16 protein-coding genes are annotated in these 14159 nt (G+C 65.5%); 2 read left to right on the top strand and 14 right to left on the bottom strand.

Going from position 1 to position 14159, the window contains the following annotated elements:
- Window positions 1–79: 79 nt before the first annotated feature.
- Window positions 80–673, bottom strand: a complete 594-nt coding sequence (locus ACO2Q4_RS19410; protein ID WP_423321252.1) for a gamma-glutamylcyclotransferase — start codon at window positions 671–673, stop codon at window positions 80–82.
- 90 nt (window positions 674–763) lie between these two features.
- Between ACO2Q4_RS19410 and ACO2Q4_RS19405 the strand changes: the two genes are divergently transcribed.
- Window positions 764–1798, top strand: a complete 1035-nt coding sequence (locus ACO2Q4_RS19405; RefSeq protein ID WP_423321250.1) for a DUF2125 domain-containing protein — start codon at window positions 764–766, stop codon at window positions 1796–1798.
- Here ACO2Q4_RS19405 and ACO2Q4_RS19400 read toward each other — a convergent pair.
- From ACO2Q4_RS19400 to yajC, 11 genes are all read right to left on the bottom strand, one after another.
- Complete coding sequence (locus ACO2Q4_RS19400) at window positions 1795–2733, bottom strand: prephenate/arogenate dehydrogenase family protein (protein ID WP_423321248.1); 939 nt, start codon at window positions 2731–2733, stop codon at window positions 1795–1797. The two genes, ACO2Q4_RS19405 and ACO2Q4_RS19400, sit on opposite strands and share 4 nt — an antisense overlap.
- Window positions 2730–3836, bottom strand: coding sequence for a histidinol-phosphate transaminase (gene hisC, locus ACO2Q4_RS19395; RefSeq protein WP_395135782.1), 1107 nt, complete (start codon window positions 3834–3836; stop codon window positions 2730–2732). The genes ACO2Q4_RS19400 and hisC overlap by 4 nt, the downstream gene beginning before the upstream one ends.
- Before the next feature lie 119 nt (window positions 3837–3955).
- Window positions 3956–4474, bottom strand: coding sequence for a DsbE family thiol:disulfide interchange protein (locus tag ACO2Q4_RS19390; RefSeq protein WP_423321315.1), 519 nt, complete (start codon window positions 4472–4474; stop codon window positions 3956–3958).
- Between the two features lie 13 nt (window positions 4475–4487).
- Window positions 4488–4631: a heme exporter protein CcmD gene (gene ccmD, locus ACO2Q4_RS19385; RefSeq protein WP_311761569.1), complete on the bottom strand. Its 144-nt coding sequence runs from the start codon at window positions 4629–4631 to the stop codon at window positions 4488–4490.
- A complete protein-coding gene (locus tag ACO2Q4_RS19380; protein WP_423321246.1) occupies window positions 4628–5353 on the bottom strand; it encodes a heme ABC transporter permease in 726 nt (241 codons plus the stop codon). The genes ccmD and ACO2Q4_RS19380 overlap by 4 nt, the downstream gene beginning before the upstream one ends.
- Before the next feature lie 55 nt (window positions 5354–5408).
- A complete protein-coding gene (ccmB, locus tag ACO2Q4_RS19375; RefSeq protein ID WP_311761567.1) occupies window positions 5409–6065 on the bottom strand; it encodes a heme exporter protein CcmB in 657 nt (218 codons plus the stop codon).
- Window positions 6062–6694 (bottom strand): heme ABC exporter ATP-binding protein CcmA, encoded by a 633-nt coding sequence (gene ccmA / locus ACO2Q4_RS19370; protein WP_423321244.1) that lies wholly within the window; start codon window positions 6692–6694, stop codon window positions 6062–6064. Before ccmA ends, ccmB begins: the two co-directional genes overlap by 4 nt.
- Complete coding sequence (locus tag ACO2Q4_RS19365; RefSeq protein ID WP_311761565.1) at window positions 6691–7047, bottom strand: Mth938-like domain-containing protein; 357 nt, start codon at window positions 7045–7047, stop codon at window positions 6691–6693. Before ACO2Q4_RS19365 ends, ccmA begins: the two co-directional genes overlap by 4 nt.
- Complete coding sequence (gene secF, locus ACO2Q4_RS19360; RefSeq protein WP_311761564.1) at window positions 7047–8033, bottom strand: protein translocase subunit SecF; 987 nt, start codon at window positions 8031–8033, stop codon at window positions 7047–7049. Before secF ends, ACO2Q4_RS19365 begins: the two co-directional genes overlap by 1 nt.
- 12 nt (window positions 8034–8045) lie before the next feature.
- Window positions 8046–9710, bottom strand: a complete 1665-nt coding sequence (gene secD, locus ACO2Q4_RS19355; RefSeq protein WP_311761563.1) for a protein translocase subunit SecD — start codon at window positions 9708–9710, stop codon at window positions 8046–8048.
- 13 nt (window positions 9711–9723) lie between these two features.
- Window positions 9724–10056, bottom strand: coding sequence for a preprotein translocase subunit YajC (gene yajC / locus ACO2Q4_RS19350; protein ID WP_423321241.1), 333 nt, complete (start codon window positions 10054–10056; stop codon window positions 9724–9726).
- Window positions 10057–10257: 201 nt separating this feature from the next.
- Here yajC and mazG point away from each other — a divergent pair, with 201 nt between their 5' ends.
- Entirely contained in the window at window positions 10258–11097 is an 840-nt protein-coding gene (gene mazG, locus ACO2Q4_RS19345) for a nucleoside triphosphate pyrophosphohydrolase (protein WP_395135775.1), read from the top strand.
- 13 nt (window positions 11098–11110) lie between these two features.
- On the opposite strand, the gene dusA is transcribed toward mazG, so the two are convergent.
- Window positions 11111–12115 carry a tRNA dihydrouridine(20/20a) synthase DusA gene (gene dusA / locus ACO2Q4_RS19340; RefSeq protein WP_423321239.1) on the bottom strand — a complete coding sequence of 335 codons (1005 nt, stop codon included), beginning with the start codon at window positions 12113–12115 and terminating at the stop codon, window positions 11111–11113.
- A gap of 225 nt (window positions 12116–12340) precedes the next feature.
- Window positions 12341–14158, bottom strand: a complete 1818-nt coding sequence (gene glmS, locus ACO2Q4_RS19335) for a glutamine--fructose-6-phosphate transaminase (isomerizing) (protein ID WP_423317133.1) — start codon at window positions 14156–14158, stop codon at window positions 12341–12343.
- Window position 14159 lies beyond the last annotated feature (1 nt).

The following is a 14159-nucleotide window of genomic DNA, read 5'->3' as shown; positions in this document are numbered from 1 at the left end:
CCTTCTCGCTCATCCGCGGCCAAGTGTAAGGGCGGAGCGGCACGATGCAAGCGGTTCAGAAGCGTTTGCCCGTAAAGACTTAAGCAGGCGGTTCCGCGTCGTTTTCCGCGCCGTCCCCGGCATCTTCCCGCGGCCCGATCAGGCAGCGGACCTGCCGGGACAGCGCATCAAGATCGATATCCTCGACCCCCATCTGCGCCAGATGCAACGTGGTGTTGAACAGGTAATCCGCATTCGGCCCACGGCCGCCTCGCGCAACGGCGATGATGCGGGCCTGTTCCTCAAGCTTCAATGCGCCGGCATACTGGACGTGATCCGGCCGGGTGACATAGGCCACCGCCTCTACCTCGCGCCCATCCTGAAGCGTCACGGCCAGCAGGCGCTCCTCATAGGCGTTGGTCGTCAGCTCGCGGGCGCGCAGCCCCTGCAACGCCTCGGGCCAATCTGGAGCGGCCACGCGCAGCGCCAAGCCCTGACAGCTGGCCGCAATATCGGCGTCCAGCCCCAGCACCAGCCCCGGCGCCTCCTCGGTCCCGCGATAAACGACCGAGCGCAGGCAGAATCGGCGGGCAAAGCCCTCAAGCCGCGCGCCGACCGCCTCGGCGACGGGAAAACCCGGATCCCACATCAGCGACCCATAGGCAAAGACCCAGTATTCCTGCCGTTCCTTCACGCATCCGCCAGCTTGCGCCGCCTCTCTTTCTCTGACCAAGAACTTAGGGCAGGATGCCCGCCGATCCAAGCGGTCCGAATGGAAAGGCAAATGATGCGCAAATCCCTGATCTGGCTGGTCCTTGTCGTCGTGATGCTGGCGGGCGCTGGCGTGGTTGCCGAAAACCTGATCGTGGGCGAGCTGCGCAGGCTGGAGGCACAGGGACAGGCGTTTTCGGCCGAGCGCATCGACACGCTGCCCCAACCGCTGCGGATCGGCGCCCATGTCACCAGCCCCGTCGCCGCTATCTCCAATGGTGCGGTCAGGCTCGATTCGGCGGATTTGTGGATCGAGCCGCTATCCCCCTTTACCGCACGCATCGGTCTGCCCGGAAAGGCGACGATCGAGCAGCCGGATGGCATGCATGAACTGACCTTCGATCCCCCCAGCGTCACGGCCCGGTTCCAGCCGTTGGCGGGGCTGGCCCCCGGCGAGGTGAACGTCGCGACGTCGAACCTGGTGCTGGATGGCGCGCCGTTTGCCCAATCCGCGAATATTGCCGCGAATGCGGTTCCTGTTGACCCCAGCGCACCCGCAAGCAGCCAAGCCGGATATGACGTCAACTGGAAGCTGGAGGGGCTGGATCCAAAGGCGCTGCCCGTGCTGGCCAGCCTGACCGGAGCGCTGGAGCCCGAGGACCGGATCTCGTTCGAGGGGCAAGGCCGGTTCTGGCTGGACAAGGTGCCGACGCCACGTGCCATGGCCGCGCTGCCTTCCCCAATGATGACGGGACTGCGCTTTGACCGGGCCGAGCTGCATGTCGGCGCCCTGTCCGCGCGGGTCTTGGGCAGGTTGGACGCGGACGCTCAGGGCCGTGCCCAAGGGGCACTGGCCATCTATACCAGCGACGCCATCCCGATGCTTGATGCTGCGGCAGAAGCCGGGATGATCCCGAAGCGCGCGGTGCCGCTGGCGCAAGCCATGATGCGCCGGGTTTCGGCCATGCCGGTCGCACTGTCGGATCAAGCCGGAGCCGCCGTTCCCGATGCCGCAAAAGGCGAGCTGCGCCTGCCCCTGACCTTTGCCGAGGGCAGGATGAGCCTTGGCCCGATCCCGCTTGGCGCCGCTCCGCGCCTGCGCCCCTAGCCTTCGGCCTTCTGCTCGGCCGGGGTCTGGCTGCGGCCGAAATCGGGGGCCGAGGTATCCTGCCCGGCCTCGATGATACCGCGGCGGATCGCGCGTGTCCGGGTGAAATAGTCGAACAGATGGTCGCCGTCGCCCATGCGGATCGCGCGTTGCAGCACGAAAAGCTCTTCGGTGAACCGGCCGAGGATATCGAGAACGGCGTCCTTGTTCTGCAGGAACACATCGCGCCACATCGTAGGGTCCGAGGCCGCGATACGGGTAAAGTCGCGGAAGCCCGCCGCGGAATATTGCACGACCTCGCTTTCCGTGACGCGCTTCAGGTGATCGGCGACACCGACCATCGTGTAAGCGATCAGGTGCGGCGTGTGGCTGGTGACGGCCAGGACCAGATCGTGATGGGCGGCATCCATCCGCTCGGTCTTGGCACCCATCGCCTCGACCAGACCTTCAAGCCGCCGGATCGCGACTTCGTCGGCACCCGGCAAGGGCGCAAACAGCCACCAGCGGTTGCGGAAAAGCGTGGCAAAGCCTGAGCGCGGGCCGGAATGTTCGGTCCCGGCCAAGGGATGGCCGGGGATGAAATGGACCCCTTCGGGAATATGGGGGGCAACCGCGCTGACCACCGCTTGCTTGACAGAGCCGACATCGGTCACGGTCGCGCCGGGTTTCAGATGCGGGGCGATCTCTTCGGCCACGGCCGCCATCGCTCCGACCGGAACCGCCAGAACGATCAGGTCGGCGTCCGCAACCGCCTCGGCTGCGGTTTCGAAAACCCGATCGACCAGCCCGATTTCCAGCGCTACCTGGCGCGTTTCTGCGCTGCGGGCATGGCCGACGATCTCCCGCGCCAACCCTTGCTCGCGCATGGCAATGGCCATCGAGCCCGCGATCAGGCCCAGCCCGATCAGCGCGACGCGGTCATAGATTGGCGTCATGCGGGAACCCCGGCCCGCTCGGCCATGAACTTGCCGATGACATGGGCCACGCGCCGGCACGAGGCCTCGTCGCCGACGGTGATGCGCAGGCAATGAGGAAGGCCATAGCCTTCGACCGTGCGAACGATCAGCCCCTCGGCTTTCAAGGCGGCATCGCAGGCTTGCGCCGTCGCAGTATCCGCAAAGCGCGCAAGGATGAAGTTACCGCAGGAAGTATCTGAGGCAACACCTTTTTCCGCCAGAGCCTCGGCGAGCCACGCCCGCATCCTGGCGTTTTCGGCCTGACAGCGGGCGATGTGATCGCGGTCGCGCACGGCAGCCTCGGCCGCGTCAAGCGCCGCCGCCGACAGGTTGAACGGCCCGCGGACGCGGTTCAACACGTCGATGATTTCGCGCGGGCCATAGCCCCAGCCGATGCGCAGTCCGCCCAGCCCGTAAATCTTCGAGAAGGTGCGCGTCATCACGACATTGGGCAGCCGCGTCGCAAGATCGGCACCGCCGTCGTAATTCTCGACATATTCGGCATAGGCGGCATCGACGACCAGAATGGCGTGCGGCACGGCACGGGCCAAGCGCTCAAGTTCGGGCAGACCGATCATGGTGCCGGTCGGGTTGTTCGGGTTCGCGACAAAGATCAGCCGCGTGCGCTCGGTCGCGCCCGCGATCAGGGCATCGACATCGGTCACGCGGTCACGCTCGGCCACCTGGACCGGAGTTGCTCCGGCAACATTGGTGCTGATCCGATACATCAGGAAACCGTGTTCGGTGAACAGGACCTCATCCCCCGGCCCGGCATAGGCCTGGCACAGGAAGTGGATGATCTCGTCCGAGCCGACGCCGCAGATGATCCGGTCGGGGTCCAGACCGTGGACGTCGCCGATCGCGGCCCGCAGGCTGGCATGGTCGGTATTAGGATAGCGATGCAGCGAATGCGCCGCGCGCACGACCGCTTCACGCGCCTTGTCCGATGGCCCGAACGGATTTTCGTTCGAGGAAAGCTTGATGACGTTCTCGATCCCCGCCACATGGGCGGCTCCGCTTTGGTAAAGCGCGATCTCCATGATCCCGGGTTGCGGAGCGATGGTCGATTGGTTCTGCGACATGTCTGGCCTCTTGCAAGCCCCGACGTATTAGCCCCGGCAACGAAGCTTGGAAAGACAGAACGCGCGGCAGGGGCGGCTTGGCGCCCCCGCAACCGTCATTTCCCGGCCATTTCTGGCCGCTACTGCGCCGCGCGCGCCTTTTCCAGCTGGGGCAGGAAGCGGTTGGTGTAATCCTCGCGCACCAGCGGGCCGGCATGGCGGTAAAGGATCCGCCCCTCTCCATCGATGATGAAGGTTTCGGGCGGCGCGGTCACGCCCCAGTCGATGGCGATCCGACCTCGGGGATCGGTCGCCAGCGCATGAAAGGGGTCGCCATGCTCGGCCAGGAAGGTCGAGGCGTTCGCCTCGGGGTCCTTCAGGTCGATGCCATAGACGGGAATGTCCTTCGACAGCTCGGTCAAGGTCGGATGCTCGGCCCGGCAGGGCGGGCACCAGCTGGCCCAGAAATTCACCAGCTTCACGCCCGGCTGGCGCAGCATCTCATCCGTCAGTTGGGTCTTGCCCGGCAGGGTTTCCACGCCGACCGACGGCGCCTCTCGCCCGATCAGCGCCGAGGGAACCTCTTCGGGGTTGTCGCGGCCCATGCCCCACAGGAACATGCCTGCCAGCCCCGCAAAGACCAGCGGCGGAAGAACCATCAAGGGGGAGATCTTAGCCACGGCGCTCATGCTCCTCAAGTTCGCGGCGCGCGCGCGCATTGGCACGCAAGGTTTGCAGGATGATGCCCAGCAGCAGCACAAGGCTGATGCCATAGGCCGCAAGCACGGTGGCGGTATACTTACCAAAGTCGATCATGCCCGGTTCTCCCGTGCCAGAAGGGCCGCAAGACGGCGGCGGCGGATTTCGGTCCGGGTGCGGATCAGCAGCAGCGCCAGGAACAGCAGGAAAAATCCCAGCATCGAAAGGTAAAGCGGATAGCGATAGACAGCGGACATCCGTTCGCCCGGCGCGACGGACAGGGACGCGCCCTGATGCAGCCCCTGGTTCCAGAAGTTGACGGCATAGCGCGACAGCAGGGCAAAGACCGAGCCAACAAGGCAAAGCACGCCGGTCAGGTCTGCGGCGCTGTCAGGATCCTCGACCGCCTCCCAGAGCGCGATATAGCCAAGATAGAACAAGAACAGGATCAGGAACGAGGTCAGGCGCGGATCCCATTCCCACCATGTCCCCCACATCGGCTGGCCCCAGATCGCCCCGGTGATCAGCGCGATCAGGGTCATCACCGCGCCGACCGGCGCGGCGGCCTTGGCGGCCAAGGCGCTGACATGGTGGCGGCGCACGATCCAGATGATCGAGGCGACCAGCATCATCAGCCAGATATTGATCGCCATCAGCGCGGCCGGCACATGCAGGAAGACGATCTTCACGGTCGCGCCCTGCCGGTAATCCTGCGGCGTCAGGAAGCCCCAGACCAGACCGACGGTCGTGCAGATCGCCGCCCCCGCCACGACCCATGGCAGCAGCGCGGCAGAGCTTCGCATGAACTTGACGGGATTTGCGTATTCCCAGATCGACATGGCTGATTTCCTGCTTCCGGGGCGTCCCGCCCCCCTCTTCTGCTTTGCTTCGTGCCTAACGCAGGTTGACCCGCAGCGCCGCGGCAGCAGCAAAGGGTATCACGGCCAGCGTGGCAAGGGTGATCCCGGCCAGAAAGACCAGGGGTGTCACGGGATCCGCGCCGGTGGCACCACGTCGCACCGCCTCGGCCCCGAAGATCAGGGTGGGAATGTAAAGCGGAAGGACCAGCAGCGACAGCAACAGGCCGCCCCGGCGCAGCCCGACCGTCACCGCTGCGCCAAAAGCCCCCAGCATGGACAGCGCGGGTGTTCCCAGCAGCAGCGACAGCAGAAGCCAACCCTGCGCCGTTCCCGGCAAATGCAGCAAAACCCCCAGGACGGGTGCGAAGACCACCAGCGGCAGTCCCGTGGTCAGCCAATGGGCCAGCGCCTTGATCGCGACGACTCCCTCAAGCGGCAGGGGCGCGGTGGCCAGCAGGTCAAGGCTGCCATCTTCGTGATCCAGCGCAAAGATGCGGTCCAGCGACAGCAGGCAGGCAAGCAGTGCGCCGACCCACAAGATGCCGGGAGCGATCAGTGCAAGCGTCCCGCCCTGAGGACCGACGCCGAATGGGACCAGCGTGCAGACGATCAGGAAAAAGGCGACGCCCAGACCGAACCCGCCACCCGCGCGCATCGCAAGCCGCAGATCCCGCCACAGAAGCGCGTTCATGCGAAGGCCTCGTTGAAGCCCGCAGGCCGCGCGGCCCTGTGACCCGGATCCGCGCGAAAGCCGGACAGGTCCAGCACACGCGCCTCGGCAAGGCCCAGGTCGATATGCGTTGCGACCAGAGCCGCTCCTCCGTTGGCCAGATGCCCGCGAAGCATCGCCGCGAACAGCGCGACCGAGGCCGTGTCCAGCGACACCGTCGGTTCGTCCAGAAGCCAGATCGACCGGCCAGTGACCATCAGCCGGGCCAGCCCCAGCCGCCGTTTCTGCCCGGCGGACAGGCGATGCGCGGGCCGCGGGGCCAGTTCGGCAAGGTTCATTGCGGAAAGCGCCGGGCCAATCGCGGAACCGCCGAAAACCGCGCTCCAGAAGTTCAGGTTTTCCGCGACCGTCAGGGCGGGCTTCAACCCGTCCGAATGCCCGGCGTAGGCGATCTGCTCCGGCTCGCAGTCGATTTGACCCGAAAGCGGCGGCTGCAGGCCCGCCAAGGTGCGCAGCAACGTGGTCTTGCCCGCGCCGTTCGGGCCGCGCAGAACCAGCGCCTCACCCGTGGCAAGGGTGAAGTCCAGCCCCTCGATCACTGAGAGCCCGCCCCGCGCTATTGCAAGGTCACGGACTGCCAGCAGGCTCATACGGGAAGCAGCGCGCAGGCGACGCGCCGGCCCTCGGCCAGCGTGACGTTATAGCTGCGCGCAGCCGAAGGAGAGTTCATCGGCTCGGCCATGATCCCGACCGCGTCCAGCGCATCGCGCAGCGCGGCGGGCGGAAAGGCCACGTCCGTGCCCATTCCCATGAACAGGACATCGACCTTGCCGGCCAAAGCCAGAAGCGGTGCCGTATCCTCCAGCCCGGCCCAGGGCGTCACGCCCTCGGCCGTGACCAGGATCGCGCCGTGATGGACCACGCCACCGACCCGGAAGAATCCGGGGCCATAGCCGTCGACCGGCACGACCCCAAGAAATTCCGTGGGCGTCATCGCCGACATCAGGGCGCGTCCCGGAAGGCGGCCGGGATCTCGTCCTTGGCCTCCTTGCGGTCCGGCTTGGACCAGTCACGCTTGACGCCCAGCCACAGCACGATGTTCTTGGCGACATAGACCGTCGAATAGGCACCGACGAACACGCCCCACAGCATCGCGAAGACGAAGCCGCGGATCACGTCACCACCGAAGACATACATGGCCGTCAGGGCAAGCGCAGTCGTCACGGCGGTCATCACCGTGCGCGACAGCGTTTCGTTCACGGTCAGGTTCATGACGTCGATCAGCGGCATGGTCTTGAACTTGATCAGGTTCTCGCGCAGCCGGTCGAAGACGACGACCGTGTCGTTCACCGAATAACCCAGCGTCGTCAGCAAGGCCGCGATGGTCGTCAGGTCGAACTTCAGCTGCAGAAGCGAGAAGATGCCGACCGTCAGCAGCACGTCATGCAGGATCGAGACCACGGCGCCCAGTGCGAACTGCCATTCGAACCGCAGCCAGATATAGAACATGATCGCGATCGTGGCGGCACCCACCGCGTAGAACGCGGTCAGGATCAGTTCTCCCGAGACCTTGGGACCGACCGATTCCACGGCGGCGAAAGCGATCTGCGGATCGACGGTCTGCAGCGCGCTGTGGACCTCGTTCAGCTGCTCGGGCGTGACCGAGCCGGTCTGGTCCGTTGTCCCGATGCGGATCATCGCCACATGCTTGGTCGTGCCGAAGCTGGGGTCGAAGACCTCGGTGATCAGCACATCGCCAAGGTCAAGCTTCTCCAGCGCCTGCCGATAGTCGCCGACCTCGAACGCGGTCGGGCTTTCGGTCCGGATCGTGGTGCCGCCCTTGAAGTCGATGCCAAAGTTCAGGCCCATCACCAGCGTGATGATGACCGAGGCGACCATGGCCGCCGCCGACACGCCGAAAGTTAGCCATTGCCAGCGGAAGAAGTTGAAGTGGGTCTCGTCAGGGACCAGTTTCAGACGGAATGCCATATTTCTGCCCCCTTACAGAATGAGTTCTTTGGGTTTGCGCAGTTCAAGCCAGAACACGATCATCAGGCGCGTCAGGAAGATCGCGGTGAAGACCGAGGTGACAAGACCAATGGTCAGCGTGACAGCGAAGCCCTTGACCGGGCCAGAGCCCAGGAAGAACATTACCATGGCTGCGATGAAGGAGGTGACGTTCGCGTCGATGATCGCGCTCATCGCCTCGTTGAAGCCATCGTCGATCGCCTTCATCACGCGCTTGCCGCGGCGCAATTCCTCGCGGATGCGCTCATAGATGATGACGTTCGCGTCGACCGCGGTCCCGACCGTCAGCACGATCCCCGCGATGCCGGGCAATGTCAGCGTCGCCCCCATCATCGACATGACCGACAGGATCAGGATGACGTTGATTGTCACCGCGATCGAGGCGAAAACGCCGAACAGGCCGTAGCTTGCGATCATGTAGGCCACGACCGCGACCGTCGCGATGATGGACGAAAGCCGCCCGGCATCGATCGAATCCTGCCCCAGCTCCGGCCCGATGGTCCGTTCCTCAAGGAAGGTCATCTCGGCCGGCAGCGCACCCGCGCGCAGCAGGACCGCAAGGCGGGTCGATGCATCGACGTTCATCGAACCCGAGATCTGCCCGGAGCCGGTGGTGATCGCCTGCCGGATGACCGGGGCCGAAATCACCTGGTTGTCCAGGACGATGGCGAAGGGCTGGCCGATATTCGACGAGGTATAGGCCCCGAACCGCTTGGCGCCCGAGGGACCAAACCGGAAATCGACCGCGGGCTGGCCGTTCTGGTCGAAGCTGGGCCGCGCGTCGGTCAGATCCTCGCCGGTGACGACTGGGCTTTGTTCCAGCGTGTAATAGACACCCGGCTCATCCATCGACGGCAGGACCACCTGCCCCGCGGCGGTGCGGGCATTGGCATCGGTTCCACGTCCAACGACCGGGTTGAAGGTCAGTTTGGCGGTGGTGCCGATCAGCTGCTTCAGTTCCTCGGCCGAACCGATGCCGGGCACCTGGATCAGGATGCGGTCCTTGCCCTGGCGCATGATCGTCGGCTCGCGCGTCCCGACCTCGTCGATACGGCGGCGGATGATCTCAAGGCTTTGCTGGACCGTGCGGTCATCACTGGCGGCCTTTTCGGCATCTGACAGCTGGACGACCAGTCGGTTGCCGCTGCCCTTGACGTCAAGGTCGGTATGCCCTGCCCCGCTGATCGAGGTGACGGGCGTCGCCATCCCGCGCGCGATTTCGACCGCGCGCGCAATCTGGTCAGCATTGCCGATCTCGACCGTCAGCTGATCGGGCGCGCCCGCGACGCGGCGGATCGAGCCCAAGGTGTCGCGTTGCGCCGCAAGGGCGTCGCGCAGTTCCGGCCAAAGGCCATCCATCCGTGCCTTGTAGACATCGGCGACATGAACCTCGCCCAGAAGATGGGCGCCGCCGCGAAGGTCGAGGCCAAGGTTGACCAGCCCCGAGGGCAGCCAGCTTGGCCAGCCCGCGCGGGCGGCCAGGTCTTCGGGTGCCTCGACACCCGTGCGTTCCATGTTGGCGATGGCATCGTTATGCGATTCGACCCGCGAGTAGAACAGGTTCGGCATCGCATAAAGCAGACCCAGGGCAATCAGCCCCAGAATCAGCACGCGTTTCCAGGCAGGGATGTGAAGCATCGGGCAGTCGGCCTCAGCTGTTCGCGGCGGCGGGGGCGGTGCGGTTCACCACGCCGGTGATCGACGAACGGACGACGCGCGTCTTGACGCCGGGGGCGATCTCGACCTCAAGCTCGTTCTCGCGGACCGCGGTGACCTTGCCGATCAGGCCGCCCTGGGTGATGACTTCGTCGCCCTTCTTCACCGCCTCGACCATGGCACGATGCTCTTTCGCGCGCTTTTGCTGCGGGCGGATCATCAGGAAATACATGATCACGAAGATCAGGATCAGCGGCAGGAAAGAAGCAAGGCTGGCAGCGCCCGACGGAGCGGCAGCCGCTTGTGCATAGGCGGGGGTCACGAACATGGGTTGATCCCTTCTCTGATCATTCTCCGGGAGATCCCCCGGCGGAATTGGCGCGCACCGTAGCCATGTGCCGGTGGGTTGGCAAGAAACTGCGGGATAACGTGTGCGCCAGTTGCCGAAAGGTTTGTCACCGGTGTTTGCGTGGACAGCCCGCCGCCGTTGTGGCAGGTCAGGGCAAAGCGGACCAGAAAGGGATGAACCATGGCTCAGGATGCTGCGCTTGGCGCATTGGCACAGCGGATCGCGGCGGTCCCTGATACGGGAATTGCCGGGCTTCTGGCGATCATGGCGGCTTTGCGCGATCCCAAGACCGGCTGCCCCTGGGATGTCGAGCAGACATTCGCGACCATCGCCCCCTACACCATCGAGGAAGGGCACGAGGTCGCCGATGCCATTGCCCGCGAAGCATGGGACGAACTGCCCGGAGAGTTGGGCGACCTGCTGCTTCAGGTCGTCTTCCACGCCCAGATGGCCGATGAAGCCGGGATGTTCGACTTCACCGACGTGGTCGCAGCGGTGTCGGACAAGCTGATCTCGCGTCACCCGCATGTGTTCGGCGACGAATCCCGCGACAAGTCTGCCGAACAGCAGATCAAGGATTGGGAGGCGATCAAGGCCAAGGAACGCGCGGCGAAAGCCGAAAAAGGCGTGCTGGACGGCGTGGCGCTGGGACTACCCGCCCTGACTCGCGCGCTGAAGTTGCAGAACCGCGCCGCGCGGGTGGGCTTTGACTGGCCCGGCCCGGCCGAGGTTCTGGCAAAGATCCAGGAAGAGACTGCGGAACTGGTCGAGGCGCGGGACAGCGGCGATCACGCCCATCTGACCGAGGAATTCGGCGACCTGCTTTTCGTCATGGCGAATTTGGCCCGGCATCTGGACATCGACCCCGAAGAGGCGCTGCGCCTGGCGAATGCCAAGTTCACTCGCCGCTTCGGCTCGGTCGAGGCGGCCCTGGCTGCCAGCGGTCGTCGCCCCGAGGACAGTGACCTGACCGAGATGGACGCGCTGTGGAACGAAGCCAAGGCGGCCGAACGGGCCTGACGGCCCGGCAGTCTCAGCCCCGGACTTCGGCCAGCGCGGCGTCATAGACCGCCAGCGCCTCGGTTCGGTCGGTCGCACGTGACGCGCCCTCGGACAGAAGCCGCCGCCAGCCGCGTGCCCCGGGACGGCCGTGGAACAACCCCAGCATGTGACGGCCGAACTGGTGAAGGCGCCCCCCTTCGGCCAGATGGCGGTCGATCACCGGTCGCAAAGCCAAAGCTGCATCGAGGGGATCGGTGAAGGCGGGTTCCTCGTCCCACAGCGCATCCGCAGTGCCGAGAATGTCCCAAGGCTGGTGATAGGCCGCACGACCGACCATCGCGCCATCCATGACCTGCAGGTGCCCACGCACCTCGTCAAGCGAGGCGATGCCGCCATTGATGGAGAGGTGCAGGTCCGGAAACTCTGCCTTCATGCGATGGACCAGCGGATAGTCGAGCGGAGGAATCTCGCGGTTCTCGCGCGGGGACAATCCCTTCAGCCAGGCCTTGCGGGCATGGATCGCGATGCGCCGGACCCCGCTGTCGCGCATCAGCGCGACAAAGGCGGGCAGCACATCCTCGGGGATCTGGTCGTCGACACCGATACGGCATTTCACCGTGATCTCTGTCGTGGTCGCCCGCATCATCGCCTGCACGCAATCAGCCACGAGTTGCGGCATGGTCATCAGGACCGCCCCGAAACAGCCTGATTGCACGCGATCACTGGGACAGCCGACATTCAGGTTGATCTCGTCATAGCCCCAGTCGGACGCAATCCGAGTGGCTTCCGCGAGCAGCAGCGGTTCGGAACCGCCAAGCTGCAACGCCAGAGGATGCTCGGTCGCCGAGTAATCCAGAAGCCGGCCACGGTCCCCGTGGATCACGGCCTGCGCGGTCACCATCTCGGTATAAAGCAGGGCGCGCCGCGACAGGGTGCGATGAACGACCCGGCAATTCCTGTCGGTCCAGTCCATCATCGGGGCAACCGACAACCTGGCGCTGTCGTTCAGGGTCGGGAAGTTCACTGTATCGGCCATGTTGAGCACTGTTTTCGGCCTCTGACTTGGCCCTGTCCTTGCTGGTTGTCGTCGGATTCCATCGCCATCCCGCGACCTCCGAATCAAAGGAGAACCTGGGCATCGATCAATGGCGAACACCGCCCGGAAAGGGCGGCGCGCGGCGTCTATACAGCATGGCTTTGCGAAATGCGAGACGGCGGGAACCTCCGGAAAATGGGGTCCGCGTCCGCGGGTGCAAGGCGGCTACTCGACGGTAACGGATTTAGCGAGGTTTCGCGGCTGGTCGACGTCGGTGCCCTTTGCGACGGCGGTGTGATAGGCAAGGTATTGCATGGGCACGGCGTAAAGGATGGCCTGGAAGGCGCCGCCGCCGCTGGGCATGGCCAGGCTGGCATGGACGCCGTGGCCGCCTTTCTCGATGCCCTCGGCATCCGAGATCAGCAGCACCTGGCCGTGGCGGGCCATCACCTCCTGCATGTTCGAGACCGTCTTCTCGAAGAGCGCGTCGCGCGGCGCGACCACCACCACCGGCACGTTGCGGTCGATCAGCGCGATCGGGCCGTGCTTCAGCTCGCCCGAGGCATAGCCCTCGGCGTGGATATAGCTCAGCTCCTTCAGCTTCAGCGCCCCCTCCAGCGCCACCGGGTAAAGCGGGCCGCGGCCAAGATAAAGCACGTCCTGCGCCTCGGACAGCCAGCCCGCCAGGGCGCGGCATTCCTCGCTGGTCGCCAGCGTCCGGTTCAGCAGCCCCGGCAGGGTGCGCAGGTCCGCCAGATGGGCGCGCAGCCCGGCATCGTCCAGCCGGCCGCGGTCATGCGCCGCCTTCAGCGCCAGAACCGCTAGCACCGCAAGCTGGCAGGTGAAGGCCTTGGACGAGGCCACGCCGACCTCGATCCCCGCCAGCGTCGGCAGCGCGATGTCGGCGTCCCGCGCGATGGCCGAGGTCCCCACATTCACCACCCCCACCGTCCGGGCGACCTTGTCGCGGGCGTAATGCAGCGCCGCCAGCGTGTCGGCGGTCTCGCCTGACTGGCTGATGAACATGGCCCAGCTTTTCGGCGACAGCGGCGGCTCGCGATAGCGGAACTCGGACGCCACATCCAGGTCGCAGGGTAGCCCGGCCAGGCTTTCGAACCAGTAGCGCGCCACCGAGGCCGCATAGAAGGCGGTGCCGCAACCCACCAGCGTCAGCCGGTCGACATCGCGGAAATCGATCGCCTCGGGCAGGACGATCCGGTCCTCCTTGATGTAATGGCTGAGCGCATCGCCCAGCACCACCGGCTGCTCGGCGATCTCCTTGGCCATGAAATGGCGATAGCCGCCCTTGTCGATCTGGGTCGCGCCGACATCGATCTGCTGGAGTTCACGATTGGCGGGCGCCCCCGCGGCATTGAAGATTTCGGCGCCTTCGCGGGTGATGACCGCGTGGTCGCCATCTTCCAGATAGGTGATGCGGTCGGTGAAGGGCGCCAGCGCCACCGCGTCCGAGCCGATGAACATCTCGCCCTTGCCATGGCCCACCGCCAGCGGGCTGCCCTTGCGCGCGGCGATCATCAGGTCGCCCTCGCCCTCGAACAGGAAGGCCAGCGCGAAGGCGCCCCGCAGCCGCGCCAGCGTCGCCCGCGCGGCCTCGACCGGGGACTTGCCCTGGGACATGTGCCAGGCCGTCAGCAGCGCCACGATTTCCGTGTCGGTTTCGGATTCCGGGGTCAGGCCAAGCGCCACGACCTCGTCCCGAAGATCGCGGAAATTCTCGATGATGCCGTTATGGACGATCGCCACCGGACCGTGGCGATGGGGATGGGCATTCGCCTCGGTCGCCGCGCCATGCGTGGCCCAGCGGGTATGCCCGATCCCGGCATGGCCCGGCAAAGGCTCATGCACCAGACGATCCGACAGGTTCACCAGCTTGCCCACCGCCCGGCGCCGGTCAAGCCGACCCGACCCGTCCACCGTCGCCACGCCCGCACTGTCATAGCCCCGGTATTCAAGACGCTTCAACGCCTCGACCAGCTGCGGAGAAACCTCGTGACCCCCAAGAATGCCAATGATCCCGCACATG

The organism is Paracoccus sp. KR1-242 (assembly GCF_049446195.1).
GTDB classification, from domain to species: Bacteria; Pseudomonadota; Alphaproteobacteria; order Rhodobacterales; family Rhodobacteraceae; genus Paracoccus; species Paracoccus broussonetiae.
Note: the sequence above shows the minus strand (reverse complement) of the source record. Positions and strands in the feature narration are given on the sequence as shown.

What these genes read in the sequence shown, in the direction of transcription:
- ccmB (WP_311761567.1), bottom strand. Translation starts at nt 6,065, where the DNA reads ATGAACGCGCTTCTGTGGCGGGATCTGCGGCTTGCGATGCGCGCGGGT.
- dusA (WP_423321239.1), bottom strand. Translation starts at nt 12,115, where the DNA reads ATGGCCGATACAGTGAACTTCCCGACCCTGAACGACAGCGCCAGGTTG.
- ccmD (WP_311761569.1), bottom strand. Translation starts at nt 4,631, where the DNA reads ATGATCGACTTTGGTAAGTATACCGCCACCGTGCTTGCGGCCTATGGC.
- ACO2Q4_RS19365 (WP_311761565.1), bottom strand. Translation starts at nt 7,047, where the DNA reads ATGTCGGCGATGACGCCCACGGAATTTCTTGGGGTCGTGCCGGTCGAC.
- ccmA (WP_423321244.1), bottom strand. Translation starts at nt 6,694, where the DNA reads ATGAGCCTGCTGGCAGTCCGTGACCTTGCAATAGCGCGGGGCGGGCTC.
- mazG (WP_395135775.1), top strand. Translation starts at nt 10,258, where the DNA reads ATGGCTCAGGATGCTGCGCTTGGCGCATTGGCACAGCGGATCGCGGCG.
- secD (WP_311761563.1), bottom strand. Translation starts at nt 9,710, where the DNA reads ATGCTTCACATCCCTGCCTGGAAACGCGTGCTGATTCTGGGGCTGATT.
- ACO2Q4_RS19405 (WP_423321250.1), top strand. Translation starts at nt 764, where the DNA reads ATGATGCGCAAATCCCTGATCTGGCTGGTCCTTGTCGTCGTGATGCTG.
- yajC (WP_423321241.1), bottom strand. Translation starts at nt 10,056, where the DNA reads ATGTTCGTGACCCCCGCCTATGCACAAGCGGCTGCCGCTCCGTCGGGC.
- ACO2Q4_RS19400 (WP_423321248.1), bottom strand. Translation starts at nt 2,733, where the DNA reads ATGACGCCAATCTATGACCGCGTCGCGCTGATCGGGCTGGGCCTGATC.
- ACO2Q4_RS19380 (WP_423321246.1), bottom strand. Translation starts at nt 5,353, where the DNA reads ATGTCGATCTGGGAATACGCAAATCCCGTCAAGTTCATGCGAAGCTCT.
- ACO2Q4_RS19390 (WP_423321315.1), bottom strand. Translation starts at nt 4,474, where the DNA reads ATGGTTCTTCCGCCGCTGGTCTTTGCGGGGCTGGCAGGCATGTTCCTG.
- secF (WP_311761564.1), bottom strand. Translation starts at nt 8,033, where the DNA reads ATGGCATTCCGTCTGAAACTGGTCCCTGACGAGACCCACTTCAACTTC.
- glmS (WP_423317133.1), bottom strand. Translation starts at nt 14,158, where the DNA reads ATGTGCGGGATCATTGGCATTCTTGGGGGTCACGAGGTTTCTCCGCAG.
- hisC (WP_395135782.1), bottom strand. Translation starts at nt 3,836, where the DNA reads ATGTCGCAGAACCAATCGACCATCGCTCCGCAACCCGGGATCATGGAG.